At 45.1% G+C, this 25,297-nt stretch carries 35 protein-coding genes; 33 read left to right on the top strand and 2 right to left on the bottom strand.

Going from position 1 to position 25,297, the window contains the following annotated elements:
- Positions 1–104: 104 nt before the first annotated feature.
- The 31 genes from rpsG to rplQ all read left to right on the top strand — a co-directional run bounded on the left by rpsG (position 105) and on the right by rplQ (position 17,912).
- On the top strand, positions 105–578 hold the full coding sequence (gene rpsG / locus DFP79_RS10065) for a 30S ribosomal protein S7 (protein WP_133503828.1): 474 nt from the start codon (positions 105–107) through the stop codon (positions 576–578).
- 21 nt (positions 579–599) lie between these two features.
- Positions 600–2,693, top strand: coding sequence for an elongation factor G (fusA, locus tag DFP79_RS10060; protein WP_133503827.1), 2,094 nt, complete (start codon positions 600–602; stop codon positions 2,691–2,693).
- A 35-nt stretch (positions 2,694–2,728) separates the two neighbouring features.
- Positions 2,729–3,952 carry an elongation factor Tu gene (gene tuf, locus DFP79_RS10055; RefSeq protein WP_133503826.1) on the top strand — a complete coding sequence of 408 codons (1,224 nt, stop codon included), beginning with the start codon at positions 2,729–2,731 and terminating at the stop codon, positions 3,950–3,952.
- A 213-nt stretch (positions 3,953–4,165) separates the two neighbouring features.
- The gene (gene rpsJ / locus DFP79_RS10050) at positions 4,166–4,477 is read left to right on the top strand and encodes a 30S ribosomal protein S10 (protein ID WP_012071937.1); all 312 of its coding nucleotides are present in this window, start codon (positions 4,166–4,168) and stop codon (positions 4,475–4,477) included.
- Positions 4,478–4,605: 128 nt separating this feature from the next.
- Positions 4,606–5,244: a 50S ribosomal protein L3 gene (rplC, locus tag DFP79_RS10045; RefSeq protein WP_133503825.1), complete on the top strand. Its 639-nt coding sequence runs from the start codon at positions 4,606–4,608 to the stop codon at positions 5,242–5,244.
- 12 nt (positions 5,245–5,256) lie between these two features.
- Positions 5,257–5,862, top strand: coding sequence for a 50S ribosomal protein L4 (gene rplD / locus DFP79_RS10040; protein WP_133503824.1), 606 nt, complete (start codon positions 5,257–5,259; stop codon positions 5,860–5,862).
- Positions 5,859–6,155: a 50S ribosomal protein L23 gene (gene rplW, locus DFP79_RS10035; protein WP_013659450.1), complete on the top strand. Its 297-nt coding sequence runs from the start codon at positions 5,859–5,861 to the stop codon at positions 6,153–6,155. The genes rplD and rplW overlap by 4 nt, the downstream gene beginning before the upstream one ends.
- Positions 6,156–6,169: 14 nt before the next feature.
- Positions 6,170–6,994 (top strand): 50S ribosomal protein L2, encoded by an 825-nt coding sequence (gene rplB / locus DFP79_RS10030; protein WP_013659451.1) that lies wholly within the window; start codon positions 6,170–6,172, stop codon positions 6,992–6,994.
- 15 nt (positions 6,995–7,009) lie between these two features.
- A complete protein-coding gene (rpsS, locus tag DFP79_RS10025) occupies positions 7,010–7,285 on the top strand; it encodes a 30S ribosomal protein S19 (RefSeq protein WP_013659452.1) in 276 nt (91 codons plus the stop codon).
- 15 nt (positions 7,286–7,300) lie between these two features.
- Positions 7,301–7,633: a 50S ribosomal protein L22 gene (rplV, locus tag DFP79_RS10020; RefSeq protein WP_133503823.1), complete on the top strand. Its 333-nt coding sequence runs from the start codon at positions 7,301–7,303 to the stop codon at positions 7,631–7,633.
- A gap of 14 nt (positions 7,634–7,647) precedes the next feature.
- Positions 7,648–8,328, top strand: a complete 681-nt coding sequence (rpsC, locus tag DFP79_RS10015; protein ID WP_133503822.1) for a 30S ribosomal protein S3 — start codon at positions 7,648–7,650, stop codon at positions 8,326–8,328.
- Positions 8,329–8,341: 13 nt separating this feature from the next.
- Positions 8,342–8,755 carry a 50S ribosomal protein L16 gene (gene rplP, locus DFP79_RS10010; RefSeq protein WP_133503821.1) on the top strand — a complete coding sequence of 138 codons (414 nt, stop codon included), beginning with the start codon at positions 8,342–8,344 and terminating at the stop codon, positions 8,753–8,755.
- Positions 8,756–8,947: a 50S ribosomal protein L29 gene (gene rpmC, locus DFP79_RS10005; RefSeq protein WP_013659456.1), complete on the top strand. Its 192-nt coding sequence runs from the start codon at positions 8,756–8,758 to the stop codon at positions 8,945–8,947.
- Positions 8,948–8,949: 2 nt separating this feature from the next.
- The gene (gene rpsQ / locus DFP79_RS10000) at positions 8,950–9,213 is read left to right on the top strand and encodes a 30S ribosomal protein S17 (RefSeq protein ID WP_133503820.1); all 264 of its coding nucleotides are present in this window, start codon (positions 8,950–8,952) and stop codon (positions 9,211–9,213) included.
- Between the two features lie 47 nt (positions 9,214–9,260).
- Positions 9,261–9,629, top strand: coding sequence for a 50S ribosomal protein L14 (rplN, locus tag DFP79_RS09995; protein ID WP_133503819.1), 369 nt, complete (start codon positions 9,261–9,263; stop codon positions 9,627–9,629).
- A 15-nt stretch (positions 9,630–9,644) separates the two neighbouring features.
- Positions 9,645–9,962 carry a 50S ribosomal protein L24 gene (gene rplX, locus DFP79_RS09990; RefSeq protein ID WP_133503818.1) on the top strand — a complete coding sequence of 106 codons (318 nt, stop codon included), beginning with the start codon at positions 9,645–9,647 and terminating at the stop codon, positions 9,960–9,962.
- Between the two features lie 17 nt (positions 9,963–9,979).
- Complete coding sequence (rplE, locus tag DFP79_RS09985) at positions 9,980–10,519, top strand: 50S ribosomal protein L5 (protein ID WP_013659460.1); 540 nt, start codon at positions 9,980–9,982, stop codon at positions 10,517–10,519.
- Between the two features lie 12 nt (positions 10,520–10,531).
- Entirely contained in the window at positions 10,532–10,837 is a 306-nt protein-coding gene (gene rpsN, locus DFP79_RS09980) for a 30S ribosomal protein S14 (RefSeq protein WP_133503817.1), read from the top strand.
- Positions 10,838–10,968: 131 nt separating this feature from the next.
- Positions 10,969–11,361: a 30S ribosomal protein S8 gene (gene rpsH / locus DFP79_RS09975; RefSeq protein WP_133503816.1), complete on the top strand. Its 393-nt coding sequence runs from the start codon at positions 10,969–10,971 to the stop codon at positions 11,359–11,361.
- An 8-nt stretch (positions 11,362–11,369) separates the two neighbouring features.
- Positions 11,370–11,903, top strand: coding sequence for a 50S ribosomal protein L6 (rplF, locus tag DFP79_RS09970; RefSeq protein ID WP_133503815.1), 534 nt, complete (start codon positions 11,370–11,372; stop codon positions 11,901–11,903).
- A gap of 10 nt (positions 11,904–11,913) precedes the next feature.
- Positions 11,914–12,264 carry a 50S ribosomal protein L18 gene (gene rplR / locus DFP79_RS09965; protein ID WP_133503814.1) on the top strand — a complete coding sequence of 117 codons (351 nt, stop codon included), beginning with the start codon at positions 11,914–11,916 and terminating at the stop codon, positions 12,262–12,264.
- Positions 12,265–12,274: 10 nt separating this feature from the next.
- Positions 12,275–12,775, top strand: coding sequence for a 30S ribosomal protein S5 (gene rpsE, locus DFP79_RS09960; protein ID WP_133503813.1), 501 nt, complete (start codon positions 12,275–12,277; stop codon positions 12,773–12,775).
- Positions 12,776–12,781: 6 nt separating this feature from the next.
- Positions 12,782–12,967 (top strand): 50S ribosomal protein L30, encoded by a 186-nt coding sequence (gene rpmD / locus DFP79_RS09955; RefSeq protein ID WP_133503812.1) that lies wholly within the window; start codon positions 12,782–12,784, stop codon positions 12,965–12,967.
- A gap of 1 nt (position 12,968) precedes the next feature.
- Complete coding sequence (gene rplO / locus DFP79_RS09950) at positions 12,969–13,403, top strand: 50S ribosomal protein L15 (RefSeq protein WP_133503811.1); 435 nt, start codon at positions 12,969–12,971, stop codon at positions 13,401–13,403.
- Positions 13,404–14,735, top strand: coding sequence for a preprotein translocase subunit SecY (gene secY / locus DFP79_RS09945; protein ID WP_133503810.1), 1,332 nt, complete (start codon positions 13,404–13,406; stop codon positions 14,733–14,735).
- 19 nt (positions 14,736–14,754) lie between these two features.
- Positions 14,755–14,871, top strand: coding sequence for a 50S ribosomal protein L36 (gene rpmJ / locus DFP79_RS09940; RefSeq protein WP_013659469.1), 117 nt, complete (start codon positions 14,755–14,757; stop codon positions 14,869–14,871).
- A gap of 121 nt (positions 14,872–14,992) precedes the next feature.
- Positions 14,993–15,349, top strand: coding sequence for a 30S ribosomal protein S13 (gene rpsM, locus DFP79_RS09935; RefSeq protein WP_133503809.1), 357 nt, complete (start codon positions 14,993–14,995; stop codon positions 15,347–15,349).
- A 65-nt stretch (positions 15,350–15,414) separates the two neighbouring features.
- The gene (gene rpsK, locus DFP79_RS09930; RefSeq protein ID WP_133503808.1) at positions 15,415–15,807 is read left to right on the top strand and encodes a 30S ribosomal protein S11; all 393 of its coding nucleotides are present in this window, start codon (positions 15,415–15,417) and stop codon (positions 15,805–15,807) included.
- Between the two features lie 14 nt (positions 15,808–15,821).
- The gene (rpsD, locus tag DFP79_RS09925) at positions 15,822–16,442 is read left to right on the top strand and encodes a 30S ribosomal protein S4 (RefSeq protein ID WP_013659472.1); all 621 of its coding nucleotides are present in this window, start codon (positions 15,822–15,824) and stop codon (positions 16,440–16,442) included.
- A gap of 39 nt (positions 16,443–16,481) precedes the next feature.
- The gene (locus DFP79_RS09920; protein WP_133503807.1) at positions 16,482–17,486 is read left to right on the top strand and encodes a DNA-directed RNA polymerase subunit alpha; all 1,005 of its coding nucleotides are present in this window, start codon (positions 16,482–16,484) and stop codon (positions 17,484–17,486) included.
- A gap of 42 nt (positions 17,487–17,528) precedes the next feature.
- Positions 17,529–17,912, top strand: a complete 384-nt coding sequence (gene rplQ / locus DFP79_RS09915; RefSeq protein WP_133503806.1) for a 50S ribosomal protein L17 — start codon at positions 17,529–17,531, stop codon at positions 17,910–17,912.
- A 536-nt stretch (positions 17,913–18,448) separates the two neighbouring features.
- On the opposite strand, the gene uvrA is transcribed toward rplQ, so the two are convergent.
- Positions 18,449–21,271, bottom strand: coding sequence for an excinuclease ABC subunit UvrA (gene uvrA / locus DFP79_RS09910; RefSeq protein WP_133503805.1), 2,823 nt, complete (start codon positions 21,269–21,271; stop codon positions 18,449–18,451).
- Between the two features lie 301 nt (positions 21,272–21,572).
- Between uvrA and DFP79_RS09905 the strand changes: the two genes are divergently transcribed.
- Positions 21,573–22,931 carry an MFS transporter gene (locus DFP79_RS09905; RefSeq protein ID WP_133503804.1) on the top strand — a complete coding sequence of 453 codons (1,359 nt, stop codon included), beginning with the start codon at positions 21,573–21,575 and terminating at the stop codon, positions 22,929–22,931.
- A 26-nt stretch (positions 22,932–22,957) separates the two neighbouring features.
- On the top strand, positions 22,958–23,683 hold the full coding sequence (gene ssb, locus DFP79_RS09900; protein ID WP_133503803.1) for a single-stranded DNA-binding protein: 726 nt from the start codon (positions 22,958–22,960) through the stop codon (positions 23,681–23,683).
- Between the two features lie 244 nt (positions 23,684–23,927).
- On the opposite strand, the gene DFP79_RS09895 is transcribed toward ssb, so the two are convergent.
- Positions 23,928–25,247, bottom strand: a complete 1,320-nt coding sequence (locus tag DFP79_RS09895; RefSeq protein WP_166637683.1) for a KAP family P-loop NTPase fold protein — start codon at positions 25,245–25,247, stop codon at positions 23,928–23,930.
- Positions 25,248–25,297 lie beyond the last annotated feature (50 nt).

Here is a 25,297-nt window from a genome sequence, read left to right as displayed (position 1 = left end):
TTCTTAACTTAAATTTATTTCATCGTTTAGAAACATAATTTTATTAAAGTAAGGCCGAGCAGATTATATAGTTTGTCTCGGGCTAACCTGAAGAGGACATAGACATGCCTAGAAGACGCGTCGTCGCGAAGCGTGAAGTACTTCCAGATCCTAAGCACGGAAGTCAACTTCTTGCTAAATTCATCAACCATGTAATGGTTAGTGGCAAGAAATCTGTAGCAGAAAGCATTGTTTACAAAGCGCTAGACACTGTTGCAACACGCTCAAAAACTGAAGATCCAATGTCGGTCTTCGAAAAAGCCCTAGAATCAATCCAGCCAATGGTAGAGGTTAAGTCTCGCCGTGTGGGTGGTGCGACTTATCAAGTACCTGTAGAGGTTCGTCCAGCTCGCCGCGCAGCTCTTTCTATGCGTTGGTTGGTAGACGCTTCTCGTAAGCGTGGTGAAAAATCCATGGCTTTACGTCTTGCTGGCGAAATTCTAGATGCTGCTGAGAACAAAGGTTCTGCTGTTAAGAAACGTGAAGACGTTCATCGCATGGCAGAAGCTAACAAAGCATTCTCGCACTACCGATTCTAATCGTCCGGAGAGACAAACAAAGTGGCACGTAAAACTCCCATCAACCGCTATCGTAATATCGGTATTTGTGCACACGTTGATGCTGGAAAAACGACTACAACTGAGCGCGTTCTTTTTTATACTGGTCTATCTCATAAAATTGGTGAGGTGCACGATGGTGCAGCTACTATGGATTGGATGGAGCAGGAACAGGAGCGCGGTATCACTATCACTTCAGCGGCAACGACTTGCTTCTGGAGTGGTATGAGTCAGCAGTTTGATCAGCACCGAATCAATATTATTGATACGCCAGGACACGTAGACTTCACTATCGAAGTGGAGCGTTCATTACGTGTGTTGGACGGTGCCGTCGTGGTTCTTTGTGGCTCTTCGGGTGTTCAGCCTCAAACTGAAACAGTATGGCGTCAAGCAAACAAGTACGAGGTTCCTCGTATGGTGTTTGTTAACAAAATGGACCGTACTGGAGCCGACTTCTTCAGTGTTGTGGAGCAGATGAAAGATCGCTTAAATGCGAATGCTGTTCCAATTCAAATCAACATTGGTACCGAAGAAGGTTTTAAAGGTGTTGTTGATCTTGTACTCATGAAAGCAATTATGTGGAATGAGTCGGATCAGGGCATGACCTATGAGTTGGAAGAAATTCCAGCGGAATTGGTTGAAGAGGCTCAAACGTGGCGCGAGCAAATGCTCGAGGCTGCGGCTGAAGCGAATGAAGAACTCATGGATAAGTACCTTGAAGAAGGTGATTTATCTGTAGAGGAAATCAAAGCTGGCTTGCGTCAGCGTACTTTGGCAAATGAATTGGTGCTCGTAACTTGTGGTTCTGCATTCAAAAACAAAGGCGTTCAAGCTGTGCTTGATGCTGTTGTTGAGTACATGCCTTCACCACTGGAAGTGAAAGCGATTGAGGGTACTGAGGAAGATAGTGAAACTGTTGTTAGCCGAGAAGCTGACGACGAAGCTCCATTTGCTTCCTTAGCCTTTAAGATTGCAACAGATCCTTTTGTTGGGTCTTTGACTTTCGTACGAGTATACTCCGGCGTATTGAGCTCCGGAGATGCGGTCTACAATTCCGTGAAACAGAAGCGTGAACGAGTAGGTCGTATGGTGCAAATGCACTCTAACGATAGACAAGAGATCAAAGAAGTCCGCGCAGGAGATATTGCTGCGTTGATCGGCATGAAAGATGTGACGACCGGTGACACGCTTTGTGATCAGAAAAATGTTGTTGTGTTAGAGCGCATGGAGTTTCCAGAGCCTGTTATTTCTGTTGCGGTTGAGCCTCGTTCTCAAGCGGATCAAGAAAAAATGGGTATTGCGCTGGGTAAACTGGCGCAAGAAGATCCGTCTTTCAGGGTGGAAACGCATGAAGAGACAGGTCAAACAATTATATCCGGTATGGGCGAATTGCATCTCGACATTATTGTTGATCGTATGCGTCGTGAGTTTAAAGTTGAGGCTAACATTGGTAATCCTCAAGTTTCTTACCGGGAAAAAATTCGCAAAGAAGTGGAAGTTAACCACAAATTTGTGCGTCAATCTGGTGGTCGTGGACAATATGGCCACGTTGTTATGAAACTGATTCCTTCAGATGATGAAGGTCTTGAGTTTGTTAACGAGATTGTTGGTGGTGTTATTCCTAAGGAATATATACCAGCAGTAGAGAAAGGCATCGCAGAGCAAATGAAAAACGGTGTTGTCGCAGGATACCCTTTATTGGGTCTTAAGGTGATACTGTTTGATGGTTCCTACCATGATGTTGACTCTAACGAAATGGCCTTTAAAATTGCAGCTTCTCAAGGTTTGAAGAAGGGTGCGGCGGATGCCAACCCTTGTGTACTTGAACCAGTAATGAAGGTAGAAGTTGTAACTCCTGAAGAGTACATGGGGGACGTAATGGGAGACCTGAATCGTCGTCGTGGTCTTGTTCAGGGAATGGACGATTCCTCATCAGGGAAAATTATTCGAGCAGAAGTGCCATTAGGTGAAATGTTCGGATATGCAACTGATGTGCGTAGCTTGTCGCAAGGTCGTGCAAGTTATGCAATGGAATTCCTAAAGTACGCTGAAGCGCCAGCTAGTGTGGCAGACGCGATCATCAAATATGAAAATTAATCATCATACTTACTAATATTTAAGGTGTTTGTATCATGGCAAAAGAAAAGTTCGAACGTAGTAAACCACACGTTAACGTTGGTACAATCGGTCACGTTGACCACGGTAAAACTACTCTAACCGCAGCTCTAACTCGCGTATGTGCAGAAGTATTCGGTGGCGAAGCTGTTGCATTTGACGGTATCGATAACGCTCCTGAAGAGCGTGAGCGTGGTATCACAATCGCAACGTCTCACGTTGAGTATGATTCTACAGAACGTCACTACGCACACGTAGACTGCCCTGGGCACGCTGACTATGTTAAAAACATGATCACTGGTGCTGCTCAAATGGACGGCGCGATCCTAGTATGTGGTGCGACTGACGGCCCTATGCCTCAGACTCGTGAGCACATCCTTCTTTCTCGTCAAGTAGGTGTACCATACATCGTAGTATTCCTAAACAAAGCAGACCTTCTTGCTGAAGACTGTGGCGGTGCTGACTCTGAAGAATACGCAGAAATGCTTGAGTTGGTAGAAATGGAATTGCGTGATCTTCTATCTGAGTATGACTTCCCAGGTGATGACACTCCAATCATCCCAGGTTCTGCTCTAATGGCGTTGAATGGCGAAGATGACAACGAAATGGGTACAACTGCTGTTAAGACTCTAGTTGAAACTCTAGACTCTTACATCCCTGAGCCAGAGCGTGCTATCGATGGTGCATTCATCATGCCTATCGAGGACGTATTCTCTATCCAGGGTCGTGGTACTGTTGTTACTGGTCGTGTTGAGCGCGGTATCATCAATACTGGTGACGAAGTAGAAATCGTAGGTATCAAAGATACTACTAAATCTACTTGTACTGGTGTTGAGATGTTCCGTAAGCTTCTTGACGAAGGTCGTGCTGGTGAGAACATTGGTGCACTTCTACGTGGTACTAAGCGTGATGAAGTTCAACGTGGTCAAGTATTGTCTGCTCCAGGTTCTATCAATCCTCACACTGAGTTCGAAGCAGAAGTATACGTGCTAGGTAAAGATGAAGGTGGTCGTCACACTCCATTCTTCAAAGGTTACCGTCCACAGTTCTACTTCCGTACTACAGACGTAACAGGTGCTTGTGAGCTTCCTGAAGGCGTTGAAATGGTTATGCCTGGTGATAACATCCAGATGACTGTTACTCTAATTCACCCAATCGCAATGGACGAAGGTCTTCGTTTTGCGATCCGTGAAGGTGGCCGTACTGTAGGTGCTGGTGTTGTAGCTAAAGTACTTAAGTAATCGATTCTTAGAATCTTTTATTTAACTAGCTAAAAAGGGCTGCTCGATATATCGAGCAGCCCTTTTTGTTTTTTGACCTAATTTTTAGCTTTGTAAAGTTGGTTACTTGACAACCAATTTCATAGTGGCTAGAATTCGCCGTCCTTAAAAAAGGATGGTGGCTCAAAAAGTATACAGTTTGAGTCGCTCAAAACATTGTATTTGGAGTTGGAAATGCAAAGCCAAAAAATCCGTATTCGTTTGAAAGCATTTGATCACCGTCTGATTGATGCTTCAACGCAAGAGATTGTGGACACTGCTAAGCGCACTGGCGCTCAGGTACGTGGTCCTATTCCGCTTCCTACTCGCAAAGAACGTTATACAGTGTTGATTTCTCCTCACGTAAACAAAGATGCACGTGATCAATACGAAATCCGCACACACAAACGTGTTCTAGATATCGTTGAGCCAACAGAAAAAACTGTTGACGCTCTAATGAAGCTAGATCTTGCGGCAGGCGTGGAAGTACAAATTTCTTTGGGTTAATTCTCAAAGATTTAGGGGTGCGATAACCAGCTGGTAATCAGTTGGCCTAAGCACATTAGTGGAATGGCCTGGAATGGTCAGCCGTAGCGGGTGATAGCCCCGTACACAACTGGCAAACGAGGTAAAAAATGGCTATTCAATTAGTCGGACGCAAAGCCGGAATGACACGTATCTTCAATGAAGATGGTGTATCCGTGCCAGTAACCGTCATCGAGGTTGAACCGAACCGCGTAACGCAGGTTAAAACTACAGACACTGACGGCTATAGCGCTGTTCAAGTAACTGTTGGTGAGCGCCGTGCAAATCGTGTAAACAAAGCAGCTGCAGGTCACTTTGCAAAAGCGAATGTTGAAGCGGGTCGTGGTTTATGGGAGTTCCGCCTGTCAGGTGGCGAAAAAGAAATCAATGTTGGTGATGAACTAACAGTTGCTGATTTCGAGTCTGTAGCCGTAGTTGACGTAATTGGTCAATCTAAAGGTAAAGGCTTCCAAGGTGCCGTTAAACGTCACAATTTCCGTACGCAAGATGCGACACACGGTAACTCATTGTCTCACCGTGCTCCTGGTTCTATTGGCCAATGTCAAACACCTGGTCGTGTTTGGAAAGGCAAAAGAATGGCAGGTCACATGGGCGCAGCTCAAGTAACTACACAATCTCTAGAAGTTGTTCGTGTAGATGCAGAGCGTAACCTTATCCTTGTAAAAGGTGCGGTTCCTGGCGCTACTAACGGTGATGTTGTTCTTCAACCAGCTGTTAAAGCACGCTAAGAGAGGTAGACAATGAACTTGAATTTGACAGGTGCAGAGGGAACGGTTGAAGTTTCTGATGTAACCTTCGCTCGTGAATACAACGAAGCATTGGTACACCAAGTTGTTACAGCATACTTGGCTGGTGCTCGTCAGGGTACACGAGCTCAAAAAACTCGCTCTGAAGTAGCTGGCGGTGGTCGTAAACCTTGGAAACAAAAAGGTTCTGGTCGCGCTCGTGCAGGTACTATTCGTAGTCCTCTATGGCGTTCTGGTGGCGTAACATTCGCTGCTAAACCACAAGACCACACTCAGAAAGTAAACAAGAAGATGTATCGTGCAGCATTGCGCACCATCTGGTCTGAACTTGTTCGTAAAGACCGTCTTGTTGTAGTTGAAGAGCTTAAAATTGAAGCTCCGAAAACTAAGCTTTTCAAAGCAAAAATGGCAGAGTTGAATGTAGAAAACGCGTTGTTTGTTTCTCATGATTTAGATGACAACCTGTTTTTAGCTGCGCGTAACATTCCGAATGTAGGCGTGTGCGACGCTGCGTCTATCGATCCTGTTAGCTTGATTGCATACGACAAAGTGTTGGTGACAGTTGGTGCTCTGAAACAAGTTGAGGAGGCACTAGCATGATCGGCGAACGCATTTATAAAGTTTTGTTAGGTCCACACATCTCTGAAAAAGCGACAATCGTTGCCGAAGGTAACGGTCAGTACGTTTTTCGAGTTACTGGTGATGCTACAAAACCTGAAATTAAACAAGCAATCGAAGCGTTGTTTGAAGTGAAAGTAGAATCTGTTCGCACGTTGAACCAAAAAGGTAAAACTAAGCGTACGGTTCGTGGCCTAGGTAAGCGTAACGATGTGAAAAAAGCATACGTTCGTTTGGCTGAAGGTCAAGAAATCGACTTCATGGGCGCTGAATAAGGGGAGATAGGTCAATGGCTGTTGTAAAAAGTAAGCCAACATCTGCAGGCCGTCGTCACGTTGTTAAAGTTGTAAACAACGATTTGCACAAAGGCGCACCTTACGCTCCTTTGCTAGACAAAAAAAGCAAATCAGGTGGTCGTAACAACAACGGACGCATCACTACTCGTCACGTAGGTGGTGGTCATAAGCAGCATTACCGTATGATCGATTTCCGTCGTAACAAAGATGGAATCACAGCGGTAGTTGAGCGTTTGGAATATGATCCAAACCGTTCTGCAAATATTGCACTAGTTAAATATGCTGATGGTGAGCGTCGTTACATTATCGCTTCCAAAGGTATGGCGGCTGGTACTGTTGTTTCTAGTGGTTCAGATGCCCCTATCAAGCCAGGTAATACTTTGCCATTGCAAAATATTCCTGTAGGTAGTGTGGTTCACTGTGTTGAATTGAAACCAGGCAAAGGTGCACAAATTGCACGTTCTGCTGGTGCTTCAGCTCAACTAGTTGCTCGTGAAGGTCGTTACGTAACTCTACGTCTTCGCTCTGGCGAAATGCGTAAAGTGTTGACTGAATGTCGTGCAACTCTTGGTGAAGTGTCTAACTCTGAGCACAGTTTACGTGTTCTTGGTAAGGCTGGTGCTAAGCGCTGGCGTGGTGTTCGTCCAACTGTACGCGGTGCAGCAATGAACCCGGTTGACCACCCACACGGTGGTGGTGAAGGCCGTTCATCTGGTGGCCGTCATCCAGTAACACCATGGGGTGTGCCTACTAAAGGGTACAAAACACGCAAGAACAAGCGTACTGATAAACTTATTGTACGTCGTCGTACTAAGTAATAAGAGGAAACGACTGTGCCACGTTCACTAAAAAAAGGTCCTTTTATCGACCTTCATTTGTTGAAAAAGGTAGAGGCTGCGGTAGAGAAAAGCGACCGTCGACCAATCAAAACTTGGTCTCGTCGTTCTACTATCTTCCCAGAATTTGTTGGGTTGACTATCGCTGTCCATAATGGTCGCCAGCATGTCCCAGTTCTAGTAACTGAAGACATGGTCGGTCATAAATTGGGTGAGTTCGCTCCGACCCGTACGTACAAGGGTCATGCTGCGGACAAGAAGGCCAAACGGTAAATAAGGGGTATAATCATGAGTGAAGTAAGTGCTTCATTGAAAGGTGCTCGCCTCTCAGCACAGAAGGCCCGTTTGGTTGCAGATCAAATTCGCGGCAAGTCTGTAAGCGATGCACTGAACATTTTGGCGTTCAGTCCTAAGAAAGCGGCAGCGATTGTTAAGAAAGTGCTAGAGTCTGCTGTAGCTAATGCTGAGCATAACGAAGGCGCAGATATCGATGACTTGCGTGTATCTACGGTTTACGTTGACGAAGCTATGACTTTGAAACGTATTAAGCCACGTGCTAAAGGCCGTGCTGATCGTATTTTGAAACGCGGTTGCCACATTACAGTTAAAGTCGCTGACTAATTAGGAGAAACCCAATGGGTCAGAAGGTTCATCCAACTGGAATTCGCCTAGGGATAGTTAAAGACCATACTTCTACTTGGTATGCGAACAATCAAAACTACTCTAAGCTACTACTAAACGATCTTCAGGTTCGTGAGTACCTAGAAGAGAAATTAGTTCAGGCATCTGTTTCTCGCATCGAGATCCAGCGTCCTGCACAAACTGCTCGTATTACTATTCACACTGCTCGTCCGGGTATTGTGATTGGTAAGAAGGGTGAAGATGTTGAGAAACTACGTAATGCAGTTTCCAAGATGATGGGCGTGCCTGTTCACATCAACATCGAAGAAATTCGTAAACCAGAACTTGATTCTAAGCTTGTTGCTCAGAATATCGCTGGTCAGCTTGAACGTCGTGTTATGTTCCGTCGCGCTATGAAGCGTGCGGTACAAAATGCAATGCGTGCTGGCGCGAAAGGTATCAAGGTTCAGGTAAGTGGTCGTCTGGGCGGTGCAGAAATCGCACGTGCAGAATGGTACCGCGAAGGTCGTGTGCCTCTACACACTCTACGCGCTGACATTGACTACGCTACTTATGAAGCAAGCACTACATACGGTATTATCGGTGTTAAAGTGTGGATCTTCAAAGGCGAAATCTTGGGCGGTATTGAACAAGTGCGTGCTGATAAAGGCGCACAAAAGAAGAAGTCTAAGTAAGGGGTAGTAAGTCATGTTACAACCTAAACGTACTAAGTTCCGCAAAATGCAAAAAGGCCGCAACCGTGGTTTGGCATTGCGCGGTAACCAAGTTAGCTTTGGTGAATACGGATTGAAATCGACTGCTCGCGGTCGTATCACAGCTCGCCAAATTGAGGCGGCACGTCGTGCGATGACTCGTCACATTAAACGTGGTGGTAAAATCTGGATTCGTGTATTCCCTGATAAGCCGATTACTCAGAAGCCTCTAGAGGTTCGTCAAGGTAAAGGTAAGGGTAGCGTAGAATACTGGGTTGCTCAGATTCAACCTGGTAAAATGCTTTATGAAGTTGAGGGTGTTTCAGAGCAGCTAGCACGCGAGGCATTCGCACTAGCCGCAGCTAAGCTTCCTTTGTCCACAACTTTCGTAACGCGTACGGTGATGTAGATGAAAGCAAAAGAACTGCAAGAAAAGTCTGTAGCTGAGCTACAAGAGACGTTGATCGAACTGTTACGTGAGCAATTCACTCTGCGTATGCAGAAGGCCACGGGTCAGTTAGCGCAAAGTCATTTGCTCTCAGAAGTTCGCCGCAATATCGCACGTGTTAAAACCGTGCTTAACGATAAGGCAGGTAACTAATAATGAGTGCAGAAACTAAAGCGCGCATTGCTACTGGTAAAGTGGTAAGCAATAAGATGGAGAAGTCCATCACAGTACTAGTTGAACGTACAGAAAAACACCCTTTATACGGTAAGTTTATTCGTCGTTCTACTAAGCTACATGCTCACGATGAGAACAATGAGTGCCAAATCGGTGATACAGTAACGGTGGTTGAATGTCGCCCTTACTCTAAGTCTAAGACTTGGAAACTGGTTCAGGTAGTTAATAAAGTAGCAGCTATTTAAGCTGTTACTTCGTGAGACTCGTTATCTAATTTGATTGGAGAGCAGCAATGATTCAAACGGAATCGATGCTTGATGTAGCAGATAACAGCGGCGCAAAGCGCGTTCAGTGTATTAAAGTACTGGGTGGCTCTCATCGTCGTTATGCTGCTATCGGTGACATCATCAAGGTCACAGTAAAAGAAGCGATCCCACGTGGTCGTGTTAAGAAAGGGCAGGTTTTAAACGCAGTTGTCGTTAGAACTAAGAAAGGTGTTCGTCGTCCAGATGGTTCTATTATCCGCTTTGATGTAAACTCTGCGGTTCTATTGAACGCTTCAGGGCAGCCTCTTGGTACTCGTATCTTTGGCCCTGTTACACGTGAGTTGCGTACAGAGCAATTCATGAAAATTGTTTCTCTTGCGCCTGAAGTGCTGTAAGAGGAGGGGGACATAATGCGTAAAATCAAACGTGACGACGAAGTTGTTGTAATTGCTGGTAAAGATAAAGGCAAGCGCGGCAAAGTTGTTAAGGTAGTAGACGAGACTCGTGTTCTTGTTTCTGGTATCAACATGATCAAGAAACATGAGAAGCCAAACCCTATGAAGGGAACAACTGGCGGTATCGTTGAAAAAGAAGCACCTATCCAAATTTCTAACGTAGCAATTTTTAATACTGCTACTGGTAAAGCGGATCGCGTCGGCTTTAAAGTGAATGAAGACGGTACTAAAGTACGTGTTTTCAAATCTAACAGTGAAGCGATCGACGCCTAAGAGCGAGAATTATAGCCATGGCGAGACTTAAGCAAGTTTATACAGATCAAGTTGTAGCTAAACTGACTGAACAGTTTGACTACAAAAACGTAATGGAAGTGCCAAAAATCACTAAAATTACGTTAAACATGGGTGTTGGTGAAGCTATCGCAGACAAGAAACTTCTTGAACATGCGGTAAATGATCTTCAAGCCCTTAGCGGCCAGAAAGTAGTAGTTACTAAGGCTCGTAAATCAGTAGCAGGCTTTAAAATCCGTGACGGTTACCCGATCGGTTGTAAAGTTACTCTACGTGGTGAGCGTATGTGGGATTTCTTCGATCGTCTAGTTGACGTTGCGATTCCACGTATCCGTGACTTCCGTGGTTTGAATCCAAAATCATTCGACGGTCGCGGCAACTACAGCATGGGTGTTAAAGAGCAGATCATCTTCCCAGAAATCGATTACGATAAAGTTGATCGTGTGCGTGGTCTTGATATCACAATCACAACAACAGCTCGTACCGACGAAGAAGGTCGCGCTTTGCTAGCCGCCTTTAGTTTCCCTTTCAAGAAATAAGAGGTAGGAATCATGGCAAAAGTATCAATGGTTCAGCGCGAAGCTAAGCGTACCAAGTTAGTAGCAAAACACGCTGAAAAGCGTGCTGCTCTAAAAGCGATCATTAGCGACGTTAATGCATCGGACGATGAGAAATGGGAAGCAACTCTTAAGTTGCAGGCGCTTCCACGTGACTCATCTTCTTCACGCCAACGTAATCGTTGTCAAGTAACAGGTCGTCCGCACGGTGTATACCGTCGCTTCGGTCTATCACGCATCAAGCTTCGTGAAGCGGCAATGCGTGGCGACGTACCAGGCTTGAAGAAAGCTAGTTGGTAAGCAAGTAGAGCGCGATCATAATACATTGCAGTGAGGGGGTGTCCGGAAAACTCTGGACATTCCGCTCGCTGCTGTGTACTATGCGCGAGCTCTATTTGCTGCACAATGGTTTTTTATTTAGGAGCTCTTAAATGAGTATGCAAGATACACTTGCGGATATGTTCACTCGTATTCGTAATGCTCAGATGGCAGCTAAGACATCTGTTAGCATGCCTTCATCAAAAATGAAGGTGTCATTAGCCAATGTTCTACAAGAAGAAGGGTATGTCACAGACTACTCTGTAGAAGATGGTGTTAAACCGACCCTTACTATCGAGTTGAAATACTACGAAGGTAAGCCGGTTATCGAAGAAATTAAACGCGTTTCTCGCCCAAGTTTGCGTCAGTACAAAGCATCTAACAATCTACCAAAAGTAGAAGCAGGTTTAGGTGTTGCAATCATCTCTACCTCTAAAGGTTTGATGACTGACCGTGCAGCTCGCGCTGCAGGGATTGGCGGCGAAGTAATCTGCACAGTATTCTAGGAGTTAGTATGTCTCGAGTTGCTAATAGTCCCGTGACGCTTCCTAGTGGTGTAGAAGCTGCTTTAAAAGGCCAAAATGTCGTCGTAAAAGGCGCTAAAGGTTCTTTGGAGCTAGACGTACACGCAAGCGTTGAAGTTAAAAAAGAAGAGAGTGTTCTTACTTTTGCTGCACGTGATGGTGCTAAGCAGAGCCGTGCTCTAGCTGGTACAACACGTGCACTAATAAACAACATGGTTGTTGGTGTGAGCCAAGGTTTTGAGAAGAAACTATTACTACAAGGTGTTGGTTACCGTGCTGCTGTTAAAGGCAAAGTGCTTAACCTATCTCTTGGTTTCTCTCACCCAGTTGACTACGAACTACCAGAAGGCATCACTGCGGAGTGTACTTCTCAAACTGAAATCGTGATCAAAGGCATTGATAAACAAGCCGTTGGCCAGGTTGCAGCAGAAGTTCGCGGTTTCCGTCCACCAGAGCCATATAAAGGCAAGGGTGTACGCTATGCTGACGAACATGTTCGTCGTAAAGAAGCTAAGAAAAAGTAGGTAAGCATTCATGATCACTAAGAAACAATCTCGAATTCGTCGTGCTCGTAAAGCACGTTTGCATATTCGTGACCTAGGTGCGAATCGTCTTACTGTACACCGTACTCCTCGTCACATGTATGCACAGGTAATTTCGCCATGTGGTAGCCAAGTGCTAGCAAGCGCTTCTACTTTGGACGAAAGCCTACGTTCTGGCGCTACCGGTAACAAAGATGCTGCTACTAAAGTAGGTGCTTTGATTGCTCAGCGTGCTAAAGAAGCAGGTGTTACTGCGGTCGCTTTCGATCGTTCAGGCTTCAAATACCACGGTCGCGTTCAAGCTCTAGCTGACGCTGCTCGTGAGGCTGGTCTAGAGTTCTAAGGGGAAGCAAATGGCAGTTAATGAACAACAAACTAGCGATCTACAAGAGAAGCTAGTTCAGGTAAACCGTGTTGCTAAAGTTGTGAAGGGTGGTCGTATCTTCTCTTTCACTGCATTGACAGTAGTTGGTGACGGCAACGGTAAAGTCGGTTTCGGTCGTGGTAAGGCTCGCGAAGTTCCTCAAGCTATTCAAAAAGCAATGGAACAAGCTCGTCGTAACATGGTTTCCGTTAAACTTGACGGTGATACTTTACAATACCCAGTAAAAGCAGCACATGGCGCTTCAAAAGTTTACATGCAGCCTGCTTCTCAAGGTACTGGTGTAATTGCCGGTGGTGCTATGCGTGCGGTTCTTGAAATCGCTGGCGTACACAACGTATTGGCAAAATGTTACGGTTCTACAAACCCAGTAAACGTTGTTCGCGCAACGATCAAAGGTTTGCAGGATATGAAAGCACCTGAGCAGGTTGCGGCTAAGCGCGGCAAGTCTGTCGATCAAATTTTGGGGTAATCTGGCATGGCTAATAATACCATCACAGTACAATTGACCCGCAGCCCGATCGGTCGTCTTCCAAAGCACCGTGAAACAGTTAAAGGCTTGGGTCTTAAGAAAGTTGGCCAATGCCGCGAGCTAGAGGATACTCCAGCAGTGCGTGGTATGGTTAATAAAGTTTATTACATGGTTAAAGTAGTAGGAGAATAACATGTTCCTAAATACCATTCGTCCTGGCGAAGGTAGCAAGCATGCTCCTAAACGTGTTGGTCGCGGTATCGGTAGCGGCTTGGGCAAAACAGGCGGACGAGGCCATAAAGGTCTTAAATCTCGCTCTGGTGGCTCAGTTAAACCTGGTTTTGAAGGTGGTCAAATGCCTTTGCAGCGTCGTCTGCCAAAATTCGGTTTCACATCACGTCAGGCTAAGTATGTTGCTGAAGTTCGTTTGAATGAGCTAGCAGCAGTAAATGCTGAAGTTGTAGATTTGGCTGCTCTTAAAGGCGCAGACATCATTGGTCATCAGATCAAAACAGCACGCGTTATTTTGTCAGGTTCAATTGACAAAGCGGTAACTGTTCGTGGTCTTAAAGTGACTAAAGGTGCACGCGCTGCTATCGAAGCAGCTGGCGGAAAAGTCGAGGAATAAATGGCAAAGCGTGGCTCACTACCAGCTGGAATGCAAAGCGGATTAAGCGAACTTTGGTCTCGCATCCGTTTCGTGTTTTTAGCGATTATTGTATATCGTATCGGTGCACATATCCCTGTTCCAGGTATTAACCCTGACAGGCTGTCTGCATTGTTTGATCAAAATGAAGGCACAATTCTGAGTTTGTTTAACGTATTCTCAGGTGGCGCACTAGAGAGAATGAGTATTTTTGCTCTAGGTATACTGCCGTATATTTCTGCCTCGATCATTATGCAGTTACTTACAGTAGTGAGTCCGCAGCTAGAGCAACTTAAGAAAGAAGGTGAGGCAGGACGCCGTAAAATCACTCAATATACACGTTACGGAACGGTACTTCTCGCGTTAGTCCAATCTGCTTCAATGGCAGTGGGTCTAGCAAGTCAGGGTATCTCGTTCAGCTCTGGTATCGAGTTCTACGCAGTTGCGGTAGTGACTTTGGTAGCAGGTACGGTGTTCTTGATGTGGTTAGGTGAACAAGTCACGGAGAAAGGTATCGGTAACGGTATCTCTATTCTGATCTTCGCCGGTATCGTTGCAGGCCTTCCTTCTGCTCTAGGGCAGTCATTTGAATCGGCTCGTCAAGGCGATATAAATATTCTAGCTTTGCTATTGATCGGTATTTTAGCAATAGCGACAGTTGCATTCGTGGTCTTCATCGAGCGCGGTCAACGTCGTATTACTGTTAATTACGCGAAACGTCAGCAAGGCAAAAAGGTTTTTGCCGCACAAAAGAGTCATTTACCGCTAAAAGTAAACATGGCGGGTGTAATTCCCCCTATCTTTGCTTCTAGTATTTTGTTGTTCCCTGCGTCTATTGGCCAATGGTTTGGTCAAGGAGAGGGCATGGAATGGCTGCAAAATGTATCGTTGGCTCTAGCTCCTGGGCAACCGCTATATGTGCTGTTGTTTGCGATAGCAATTGTATTCTTTTGCTTCTTTTACACAGCGCTGGTGTTCAACCCTAAAGATGTGGCAGATAACTTAAAGAAATCCGGAGCGTTTTTGCCGGGAATTCGTCCAGGCGATCATACAGCTCGATATATCGATGGTGTAATGACACGATTGACACTGTTTGGTGCGTTATACATCACCCTAGTGTCGCTTATGCCTCAGTTCTTTGTAGTTTTGTGGAATGTACCATTCTACTTCGGCGGTACTTCAATGTTGATCGTCGTAGTTGTTGTAATGGACTTTATGTCCCAAGTACAAAGTCACTTAATGAGTCATCAGTACGAGTCATTAATGAAAAAGTCTAATCTGACTGGTTATGGTCCAAATGGCCTAATGCGTTAAGCATAGGTTGGAGTTGAACATGAAAGTACGTGCATCTGTAAAAAAAATCTGTCGTAACTGTAAAGTCGTTCGTCGTAACGGTTCAGTTCGAGTAATTTGTAAAGCCGAGCCTCGTCACAAACAGCGTCAAGGTTAATTGAGTAATTACTCGATGATGGGATCGGGTGGTTGATTTTTGTCCGAGAATTCGGCATAATCTGCCGCCCTTGTAAAAGCAAAGTGATGATTTAGTCATCCATAACAACGGAGTAAAGTGAATGGCTCGTATAGCCGGTGTCAATATTCCTGACAATAAACATGCGGTCATTTCTCTGACTTACATCTTCGGAATTGGTCGCACTCGTTCTCGCTCGATTTGTGCAGCAACTGGCGTTGCTGAGACTGCGAAAATCGGTTCTTTGAGTGATGAAGTTCTTGACCAGCTACGTGGCGAAGTTGCTAAGTACACGGTAGAAGGTGATCTACGCCGCGAAGTCAGTATGTCTATCAAACGTTTGATGGATCTAGGCTGTAACCGTGGTATCCGTCACCGCCGCAGCTTACCAGTTCGTGGTCAACGTACCAAAACGAACGCTCGTACACGAAAAGGCCCTCGTAAGCCAATTCGTAAGTAATATTAACGCGTTTCGCTCTAACTAGAGATAGGGTTAGAGCTGAGCATTAGATAGGAAAGTGCAATATGGCTAAGCCAGCAGCGCGCAGCACCAAGAAGAAAGTCAAAAAGACGGTTGTCGACGGTGTTGCTCATGTACACGCGTCGTTTAACAACACGATCGTGACTATTACTGACCGCCAAGGTAACGCTCTATCATGGGCTACTGCAGGTGGATCAGGCTTCCGTGGTTCTCGTAAGAGTACACCATTCGCAGCTCAGGTTGCGGCAGAACGAGCTGGAGCAGTTGCTCAAGAGTTCGGTCTTAAAAACGTAGACGTACTGATCAAGGGCCCTGGTCCTGGTCGTGAGTCCGCAGTACGTGCATTAAATGCATTAGGTCTGCGCATTAACAACATCACAGACGTGACGCCAATTCCACACAATGGTTGCCGTCCGCCTAAGAAACGTCGCGTTTAAGAGGAGACAGACACATGGCTCGTTATTTAGGTCCAACTTGTAAGCTGTCTCGTCGTGAAGGCACAGATTTGCTTCTTAAGAGTGGCGCTCGCGCTCTTGAATCAAAATGTAAAGCAGAAACGGTTCCTGGTGTGCACGGTGCACGTCGCGGTCGTCTATCTGATTACGGCCTTCAACTTCGTGAGAAGCAAAAAGTTCGTCGTACATACGGCGTATTGGAAAAGCAATTCCGTAATTACTACAAGCACGCTGCTCGCATTAAAGGTGCGACAGGTGAGAACCTTCTACAACTTCTAGAATCTCGTCTAGATAACGTTGTATACCGTGCAGGTTTTGGTTCTACACGTGCGGAAGCTCGTCAACTAGTTGGCCACAAAGGCATTCTAGTAAACGGCGAAACGGTTAACGTTGCATCTTACCAAGTTAAAGCTGGTGATGTTGTGTCTATCCGTGAAAAAGCTAAGAAGCAGTTGCGTATTCAAAACGCACTAGAGCTATCTAAAAATCGTACTTCTATCCATTGGATTGAAGTAGACGCTACTAAATTGGAAGCAACTTTTAAAGCTGCTCCAGAGCGTGCCGATTTGTCAGCTGAAATTAATGAGAACCTAATCGTCGAACTTTACTCTAAGTAATAGTTAATTGACGATTAGGATAATGAAATAGGTGGATCTATGCAGCGTTCAGTGAGCGAATTGTTAACCCCACGCAACATTGAAGTACAGGAAATTAGCAGTACTCGCGCTAAAGTGACTCTACAACCATTAGAACGTGGTTTTGGTCATACTTTAGGTAACGCGTTACGCCGTATACTGCTGTCTTCAATGCCTGGTTGTGCAATTGTCGAAGTTGAAATCGACAGCGTATTGCATGAATACAGTGCGATTGAAGGGGTAAAAGAAGACGTAATTGAAATTCTTCTTAACCTTAAAGGAGTTGCGATCGCTCTACACGGGCAAGATGAAGCAACTCTGACTTTGAGTAAAAAAGGCCCAGGTGTCGTAACCGCTGGTGATATTCAGTTGGTAACGGACTCTGAAATTTCTAACCCAGATCATGTTATAGCGCACTTAGATGACACTGCAGAATTAAACATGCAGATCAAAGTCGCTCGTGGTCGTGGTTATGAGCCTGCTGACGCTCGTGTTGCCAGCGACGATGAGACTCGTCCAATTGGTCGTTTGCAACTGGATGCCTCTTTCAGTCCTGTTCGCCGTGTGGCTTACAGTGTTGATAATGCTCGTGTTGAGCAGCGTACTGATTTGGATAAGCTTGTCCTAGACATCGAGTCTAATGGTACTATCGACCCTGAAGAAGCAATTCGTCGTGCAGCGACTATTCTTCAACAGCAAATTGCTGTCTTCGTAGCGCTTGAAAGCGAAAGCGAAGCAGTTGTTGAAGAAGAAGAGGATGAAATTGATCCGATTTTGCTACGCCCGGTTGATGATCTTGAGTTAACTGTTCGCAGTGCTAACTGTCTGAAGGCAGAAAATATTTACTATATCGGTGACCTAATCCAACGTACTGAAGTTGAGCTTCTTAAGACGCCTAACTTGGGTAAGAAGTCGTTAACCGAAATTAAAGATGTTTTAGCACAGCGTGGTTTGTCTTTGGGAATGCGTCTAGAAAACTGGCCACCGGCTAGTCTAAAAGACGATAGCAAGGTACTAGCTCGCTAGATCATTGTTCCCTGACCACCGTAGTTTGGTAAGGAATTAAAAATGCGTCATCGTAAGAGTGGACGTCACTTAAACCGTACTAGCTCTCATCGTAAAGCGATGTTCAAAAATATGGCTGCTTCTTTATTCGAGCACGAAGTTATTAAGACTACGTTGCCGAAAGCCAAAGAACTTCGTCGCGTTGCTGAGCCACTAATCACATTGGCGAAAGAAGATTCCGTTGCGAATCGTCGCCTTGCATTTGCTCGTACTCGTAGCAAAGATGCAGTTGGTAAATTGTTCTCAGAACTAGGTCCACGTTACCAAAACCGTCCAGGCGGTTACGTACGTATCCTTAAGTGCGGTTTCCGCGCTGGAGACAATGCGCCAATGGCTTACGTAGAATTGGTTGATCGACCAGCTACAGAAGCTGCAGACGCTGAGTAATCAGCTCTCGAAATAGCAAAAAACCGGACTTATGTCCGGTTTTTTTATATCTAAAAAACCTGCTCTACTTTCTACTCTAACTTCTCCCGAAGAAGTTGATAGCCTCGATCTTTTCGTAATGCCTATAGTTGTGTCTTTAACGTTGTATAGGTTTCTCTTGTACATCTTATTAGATAATTCGGCGAAATAGTTTCGGCTCTTTTGATGTACTTATATTTAGTAACCCTCTGTTTATTTGAATTCTAAAATTTGTCCACAGCAAGAAGGGAAGTGTCAAAAAGACGAATTGTTGAAAACCCTGTATATAACCTGATTAATATGCACACAATTCCAATATCGATCGTGGGAAGGCACGGTTTGAGGATAGAACCAGTACCGCTCTTAACAAATTGGATTTTAATGGGGGTATAAAAGAAATGGGCGCGTCACTCTAACTTATCCACTGATCAAATAAAAAAGATTCAGTGGATAAGTTAGAGTGACGCGCCTATCAGTGATTCTAGCTAACGACGTTTACCGATAACGATTTCAGTAAGCTAGGAAAGCATTGGTTTTAAGAATCGTGCAGTATGCGACCCTTCTTGTTCAGCCACTTTTTCTGGCGTTCCTTCAGCAATGATATAGCCACCGCCGCTACCGCCTTCAGGCCCTAAATCAACAATCCAATCTGCAGTTTTGATTACATCGAGATTATGTTCAATTACGACAATTGTATTGCCGTGATCACGCAAACGATGCAATACCTTAAGCAGTTGCTCAATATCGGCAAAGTGCAGCCCTGTTGTTGGTTCGTCGAGTATGTATAAAGTTTTGCCTGTATCGCGTTTAGATAGTTCTTTTGCCAGTTTCACACGTTGTGCTTCGCCGCCTGAGAGCGTCGTCGCAGCCTGACCTAGTCGGATATACCCAAGACCCACGTCAATGAGAGTCTGTAGCTTACGCGCAATGGAGGGCACCGGATCAAAGAACTCACGAGCGTCTTCGATGGTCATTTCCAAACATTCGTGAATGTTTTTGCCCTTATAGTGGATCTCCAATGTTTCACGGTTGTATCGTTTGCCCTTACAGACATCACAAGGCACATAAACGTCAGGTAAAAAGTGCATTTCTACCTTGATCACACCGTCGCCCTGACAGGCTTCACATCGTCCGCCTTTCACGTTAAAACTAAATCGTCCTGGCTTGTAGCCTCGAGAGCGAGCTTCCTGAGTGGCAGAGAACAATTCACGCATTGGTGTGAAGATGCCTGTATAGGTCGCAGGGTTTGAGCGCGGAGTACGTCCAATTGGGCTTTGGTCTATATCGACGCATTTATCGAATAGGTCGAGGCCGTCTATTTTATCATGCGGTGCTGCTTTAAGTGTTGTGGCGCCGTTCAAAGCGGTTGCGGCTAACGGAAAAAGTGTCCCGTTAATCAATGTTGATTTACCGGATCCTGATACGCCCGTCACACAGGTCATAACGCCATAAGGAATATTCAGCGTTACATCGTTTAGGTTATTACCTTTTGCGCCGTGCAGTGTCAGTTGCTTGCCTTCTTTAGCAGGATGGCGTAATGCTGGAATTTCGATCTTACGCTCACCATTAAGAAATTGCCCAGTAATCGATTCTTTGCAAGACATGATGTCATCGGGTGTACCGCTGACGATGACTTCACCACCGTGAATACCCGCCCCTGGACCGATATCTACCACATGATCGGCGACTCTTATTGCGTCTTCATCATGCTCAACGACGATAACGGTATTGCCCAGATCTCTTAATCGGGTCAATGTTTGAATAAGACGTTCGTTGTCCCGTTGATGAAGACCGATGGACGGCTCATCTAGGATGTACATGACACCCACAAGCCCCGCGCCGATTTGGCTAGCAAGTCGGATACGTTGCGCTTCACCGCCTGAAAGTGTGTCTGCCTGCCTATCTAGTGTCAGGTACTCAAGTCCCACGTTAACTAAAAAGGTGAGTCGATCTTTGATTTCTTTGAGGATTTTTGACGCGATTTCACCTTTTGCGCCTACTAGTTTTAGCTCATCGAAATACTTTAAACACTCGGCAATTGGTAATTTAACAATTTCCGGCAATGTTTCTTCACTGATAAACACATTGCGCGCTGAACGGTTTAGACGTGAACCGCCACAATCGCTGCATGGCTGGATACTGATGTATTGAGACAGATCATCACGTACGCTTTCAGATTCGGTTTCGCGGTAGCGTCGTTGTAGGTTTGGTATGACACCTTCAAAGACGTGCGAACGTGTCATCTTATCGCCGCGCTCATTGATATATACGAAATCGATTTTGTCTTTTCCGGAGCCGAATAGAATCTTATCTTGGAATTTTTTCGGGATGTCTTGGTACTTCGACTCAATATCAAAGTCATAAAAATTTGCCAACGCATTGAGCTGCTGGAAGTAGAAAATGCTCCGTCGTCCCCAGCCCCGAATGGCGCCTTCAGCAAGCGTGAGAGATTCATCTTGAATGACTCTTTCTGGATCGAAAACCTGATGCGTCCCTAACCCGTCACAGGTTTGGCAAGCGCCATTAGGATTATTAAACGAAAAGAGCCTCGGTTCCAATTCGGTTAAGCTGTATCCACAAATTGGGCAAGCAAACTTACTGGAGAAAATATGTTCTTCCGTTGGCTCGTCCATGTTGATGACTTTCGCAATGCCGTCTGAAAGTGTTAAACAGGTTTCGAACGATTCGGCGAGACGGAGTTTTAAATCCGGTCGAACTTTAAAGCGATCAATGACTACTTCGATGGTGTGCTTTTTGTTCTTCTCTAGCGCAGGTGCATCGTCGAGATCGACCACTAAACCATCGATTCTTGCACGAATAAAGCCCTTAGACAGCAAATCACTAATAGTGTGTAAGTGCTCACCTTTGCGGTCTTTTACAATCGGCGCGAGCAGCATCATTTTACTTTCTTCAGGTAGGGACAAAACCTTATCCACCATCTGAGAGATCGTCTGTGCTTCTAATGCTTCTCCATGGTCAGGACATCTTGGTTGGCCTGCGCGAGCGAACAAAAGTCGTAAGTAATCGTAGATCTCTGTAATTGTCCCCACAGTGGAGCGTGGGTTATGCGAAGTAGATTTTTGCTCAATAGAAATAGCAGGAGACAAGCCCTCGATATGATCAATATCGGGCTTCTCCATCATGGAAAGGAACTGCCGAGCGTAAGTGGATAGAGATTCAACGTAACGGCGTTGGCCTTCTGCATACAAGGTATCAAACGCCAGCGAAGATTTACCTGAGCCTGAGAGTCCGGTAATCACAACCAACTTGTCGCGTGGAATGTCTAAATCCACATTCTTCAGATTATGAGTGCGCGCACCGCGCACGGTAATGGTATCCATGAGTCTCCTACCAAATATGGGTAAAACAGGAAAATAGTAATCTGTGTATAATAACTGTCTATTTTTACAGTAGTTAAAATAGAGCTTCAACGGTATTTTTAGTAAAATCACTCATCTTTTTTAATTTACCCTAGGGCTAAACGGGAAAGAGTAGGTTGCCACCCTTTCCAAGCTTATACGTGAATACGACAAGTTACGGCGTATTTTTGAAGAAATTACTATTATCTTCAATCACTTGCTGGGATGTTGGGTATGTCTCACACTCTGTATAACCCCTTTCATGCTCTAAATTAGGCTTATTATGGATCTTATTGAACGTCGCTCTGTATTGGCGCTCGCTTTAGTGTACCTGTTTCGCATGTTGGGCTTATTTCTCATTATGCCGGTTATTAGCATCGCAGCAGATGATCTAGGCGGTGCAAGTACAGCTTTAATCGGTGTTGCGATCGGTATTTATGGTTTCAGTCAGGCGAGCTTACAAATCCCAATGGGGATGATGTCAGATCACTTTGGCCGAAAACGCATTATTTTTATAGGCTTGATCTTGTTTGCTCTGGGTAGCCTTATCTGCGCCAACGCGAATGATATTTACCAACTTATCATCGGCCGAGCGGTGCAGGGCGCTGGCGCCATTGCTAGCACATTAATGGCGCTACTAAGTGATGTGACGCGGGAGCAAAACCGAACCAAAGCCATGGCGACCGTCGGCATCAGCATCGGTGCTTCGTTTATGATTGCGTTGGTGTTAGGCCCTTGGTTGTTTGACCTTGTTGGGCTAAACGGTTTGTTCTATTTATCCTTTGCATTCTCGATCATTGGAATTGGCTTAATCTTATTCGCTGTACCCAACGTGACACAACACAGTTTTAAGCGAGACACCACGCCGAGTAAAGTCGCCTTGGCTCGCGTGTTAAAAAACGGTCAGTTGCGCTTTTTAAACATCAGCGTCTTATTGTTGCACGCTTCGTTAACCGCCTTATTTGTCGCCATACCGACGATTTTATTAGAGCGTTTTGATCTCGCATTGGGTATGCACAGCATCTTGTACTTGATCGTGATGGGACTGGCGTTTATCGGTATGTTGCCGCTGGTGATCATGGCGGAAGCGCGCGGTAAAATGAAATTAATATTATTGGTTGTCATCGCCACAATAGGTATTTCCACATTACTTATGGGCTGGACTAAAGTATTATGGGTGTTTGCAATTTGGGTGTGTGCGTTTTTCATTGCGTTTAACACACTTGAAGCGACCTTGCCTTCTTTGATCAGTAAGATGGCTCCAGTTGGTTACCGTGGTACTGCCATGGGCGTGTTCTCAACACACCAATTTATGGGGGCATTTCTAGGCGGTGTTGGCGGTGGATGGCTAGTGCAGCACTATGGAATGCAAGGCCTCTTTACAGTGGTTGGTTTGATCTGGTTAGCTTGGCTTATTATTGCCAGCCGTCAGCCTGCCCCAAAATCGCTAAGCAGTTTAGCATTCAGCCTGCCCGACTTAACGGAGACAGAGTTGAGCGCACTTAAAAAGGATTTAGAGCGTATTCAAGGAGTGGAAGATATGCAGATTTTTACGGATGAGCAAACGGCTTATCTCAAGATAGACAAAAAACGGTTAGACAAAGAGACACTGAAACGCGTAGCGCCTCAAGTGTCAATTTAGAATAGAGTTTCTGGAGAACGAACGTCATGGCACGTGGAATTAACAAAGTAATCATAATTGGTAATGCGGGCAGTGATGCAGAAGTGCGTTACATGCCTTCTGGTGCAGCCGTGGCAAACGTCAGTTTAGCAACGTCTGAAAGCTGGAGAGACCGTCAAACAGGTCAAATGCAAGAGCGTACTGAATGGCACCGTGTTGCCTTCATGGATCGCGGCAACTACCGTTTAGGTCAAATCGCTGGCGAATACATCAAAAAAGGCTCTAAAGTCTACGTTGAAGGTTCACTGCGTACGCGTGAGTGGGAAAAAGACGGCATCAAACGTTACACCACAGAAATCGTAGCGAACGAAATGCAATTGCTAGACGGTCGTGCAGACGGCCAACAAGGCGGTTACGACAACAACATGGGCGGCGGCTTTGGCAGTCAGCAAGCACCTCAACAGGCTCCGCAACAAGCGGGTGGCTTCAACCAGCCACAACAGTCTGCGCCACAAGGCGGCTTTAACCAACCTCAAGGTGGTGGCTTCAATAACCAACCACAGGGCGGTGGTTTCAACCAGCCACAATCTGCGCCACAGCAAGCGGCACCTCAGCAGCCACAATCATTCGGTAGCTGGGGTAATAACCAACCGCAACAACCTGCACCGAGTGCGCCAGCTCCAAGCGCACCGCAGCAAAAGGCGCCTGAGCAAGCTAAGCCTCAACAGCCAGCACCAAACTTTGATGACTTTGATGATGATATCCCGTTCTGACGAATATCGAGTTTAGAGTTAGATCAATAGAAGCCTCGCATTTGCGGGGCTTTTTGTTTTGTGCTTAAAAAATAAACTTGATTTATGGTAGTGGTATGGAACTTCATCGAGAACAACTCATTTTTTAAAACGGAGAGAGTTATTTCTGTTTGTCGGATGCTAATGGTGAGCCTGATTCCTGGACAACTTTGTTCCTAAAGGAAAATTCTTTAGCCCGTTTTTCTAGCCCTCTGCGCCTTTACACTTAAAAAATTAACTTCTCACACACCTTAGTGAAAGCGTAATGTGCATTTTTGAAGGTGTGTCCTCTCCCTATAATCTTAATAATTGCCTCTTCGGCAGTAGTACATCTCTCAGGGTCATCGAGGCCCAGCTTGGCCTTGTTTTTATAGCCTTCGAGAGCTATGTACGTAAGACAGGCAAATGGTGTCCAGTCTTTAATCGCAAGGTAATTATATTCAATATCACTATCGTAATGCCCAACCTCTTCATGGCAATCAATGCTAAATCGCTTAAAATACTTTGATTCGTAATCTGCATCTTTATGTAACAGTGCCGTGGCTATCTCAGGGTATCTTGTTGCAAGAAATGCAGAAAGAGCTATGAAAGGGAAATTGTCTCGCTCAAGATCAAACTCACTATTATTCGAAACAAGATATCGTATTGAGCGGCCTAGTTTTTCAATATCCCTCAAGTTTATTCGTACAGTTTTTGTTAGATAGTCAATTACGTTAACTAACGCCGGACTCGAATAATTTTCTCCAACTATTTCTAGCAAGTACTTTGAGTTGTTGTTAATAGATTGCCTACGGTTAGTTACAAATGACTTTGTTCTCAAAGGGATTGTGAAATTGATGAACTTTTCTGTGTAGGAAGCACCGGAGCTGTTCCCATATAGATTAATGAAATTGCTCTCCAGTTGAGTGATGTTCGCAGATAAAATGAATCTGATATTAGGGACATCAAAGACATGCTTGGTTTGTTCGAGTAGTTTAATTGCATAGGATGGAGCGCAGCGGTCTAGTTCATCAATGACAAAAATGAGGGTTTGGTTCGCTGTTGCTTTTATGAGCGCAGCCTTTAACATTGCTAGGTTATTGGCTTTTTTGGCTTCTACCTCTAATAGCTTATCTATTTGTTTGTTGAGATAGGCTTCGCCTTGTTTCTCCAAGCTTTCTTCAAAGTCAGATTGAGCTTCGTCGGCATCTATACGGAAAATATGGTGAAGGGCTGCTTTTGCGATAATGCCAGAAGAAGTCTTGAGAGCTTCTCGCATTGAGTTCCACAAATTAGGGTCTTCTGACTCAGGAAGAATCTTTGTCAGCTCTGCGAGTAAGCTGAGAAGTGGTGATTCAGATTGGTCGTGTTCAAATGTATTGATGTAGAGAGCTTGAGTGGTATGGCTACTATCGTTATTTATTCTTTGTGTAATTCGCTGGCATAAGTCTGTTTTTCCTGTCCCCCAGTTTCCATCGATTGCCAACGGGCTACATTCTTCTTGTGTAGTCACAATGTCGGAAATCTTTTGAGCGGTTTTATCTCTTTCAAAAAGATCTGTATTCAAATTGAAATCATATATTGGCTTCTGCATCTGTATTCCTTTACTTGTTTAAC

Source organism: Marinomonas balearica, from assembly GCF_004362145.1.
Taxonomy (GTDB): Bacteria; Pseudomonadota; Gammaproteobacteria; order Pseudomonadales; family Marinomonadaceae; genus Marinomonas; species Marinomonas balearica.
This window is presented reverse-complemented; position numbering and strand designations above follow the sequence as displayed.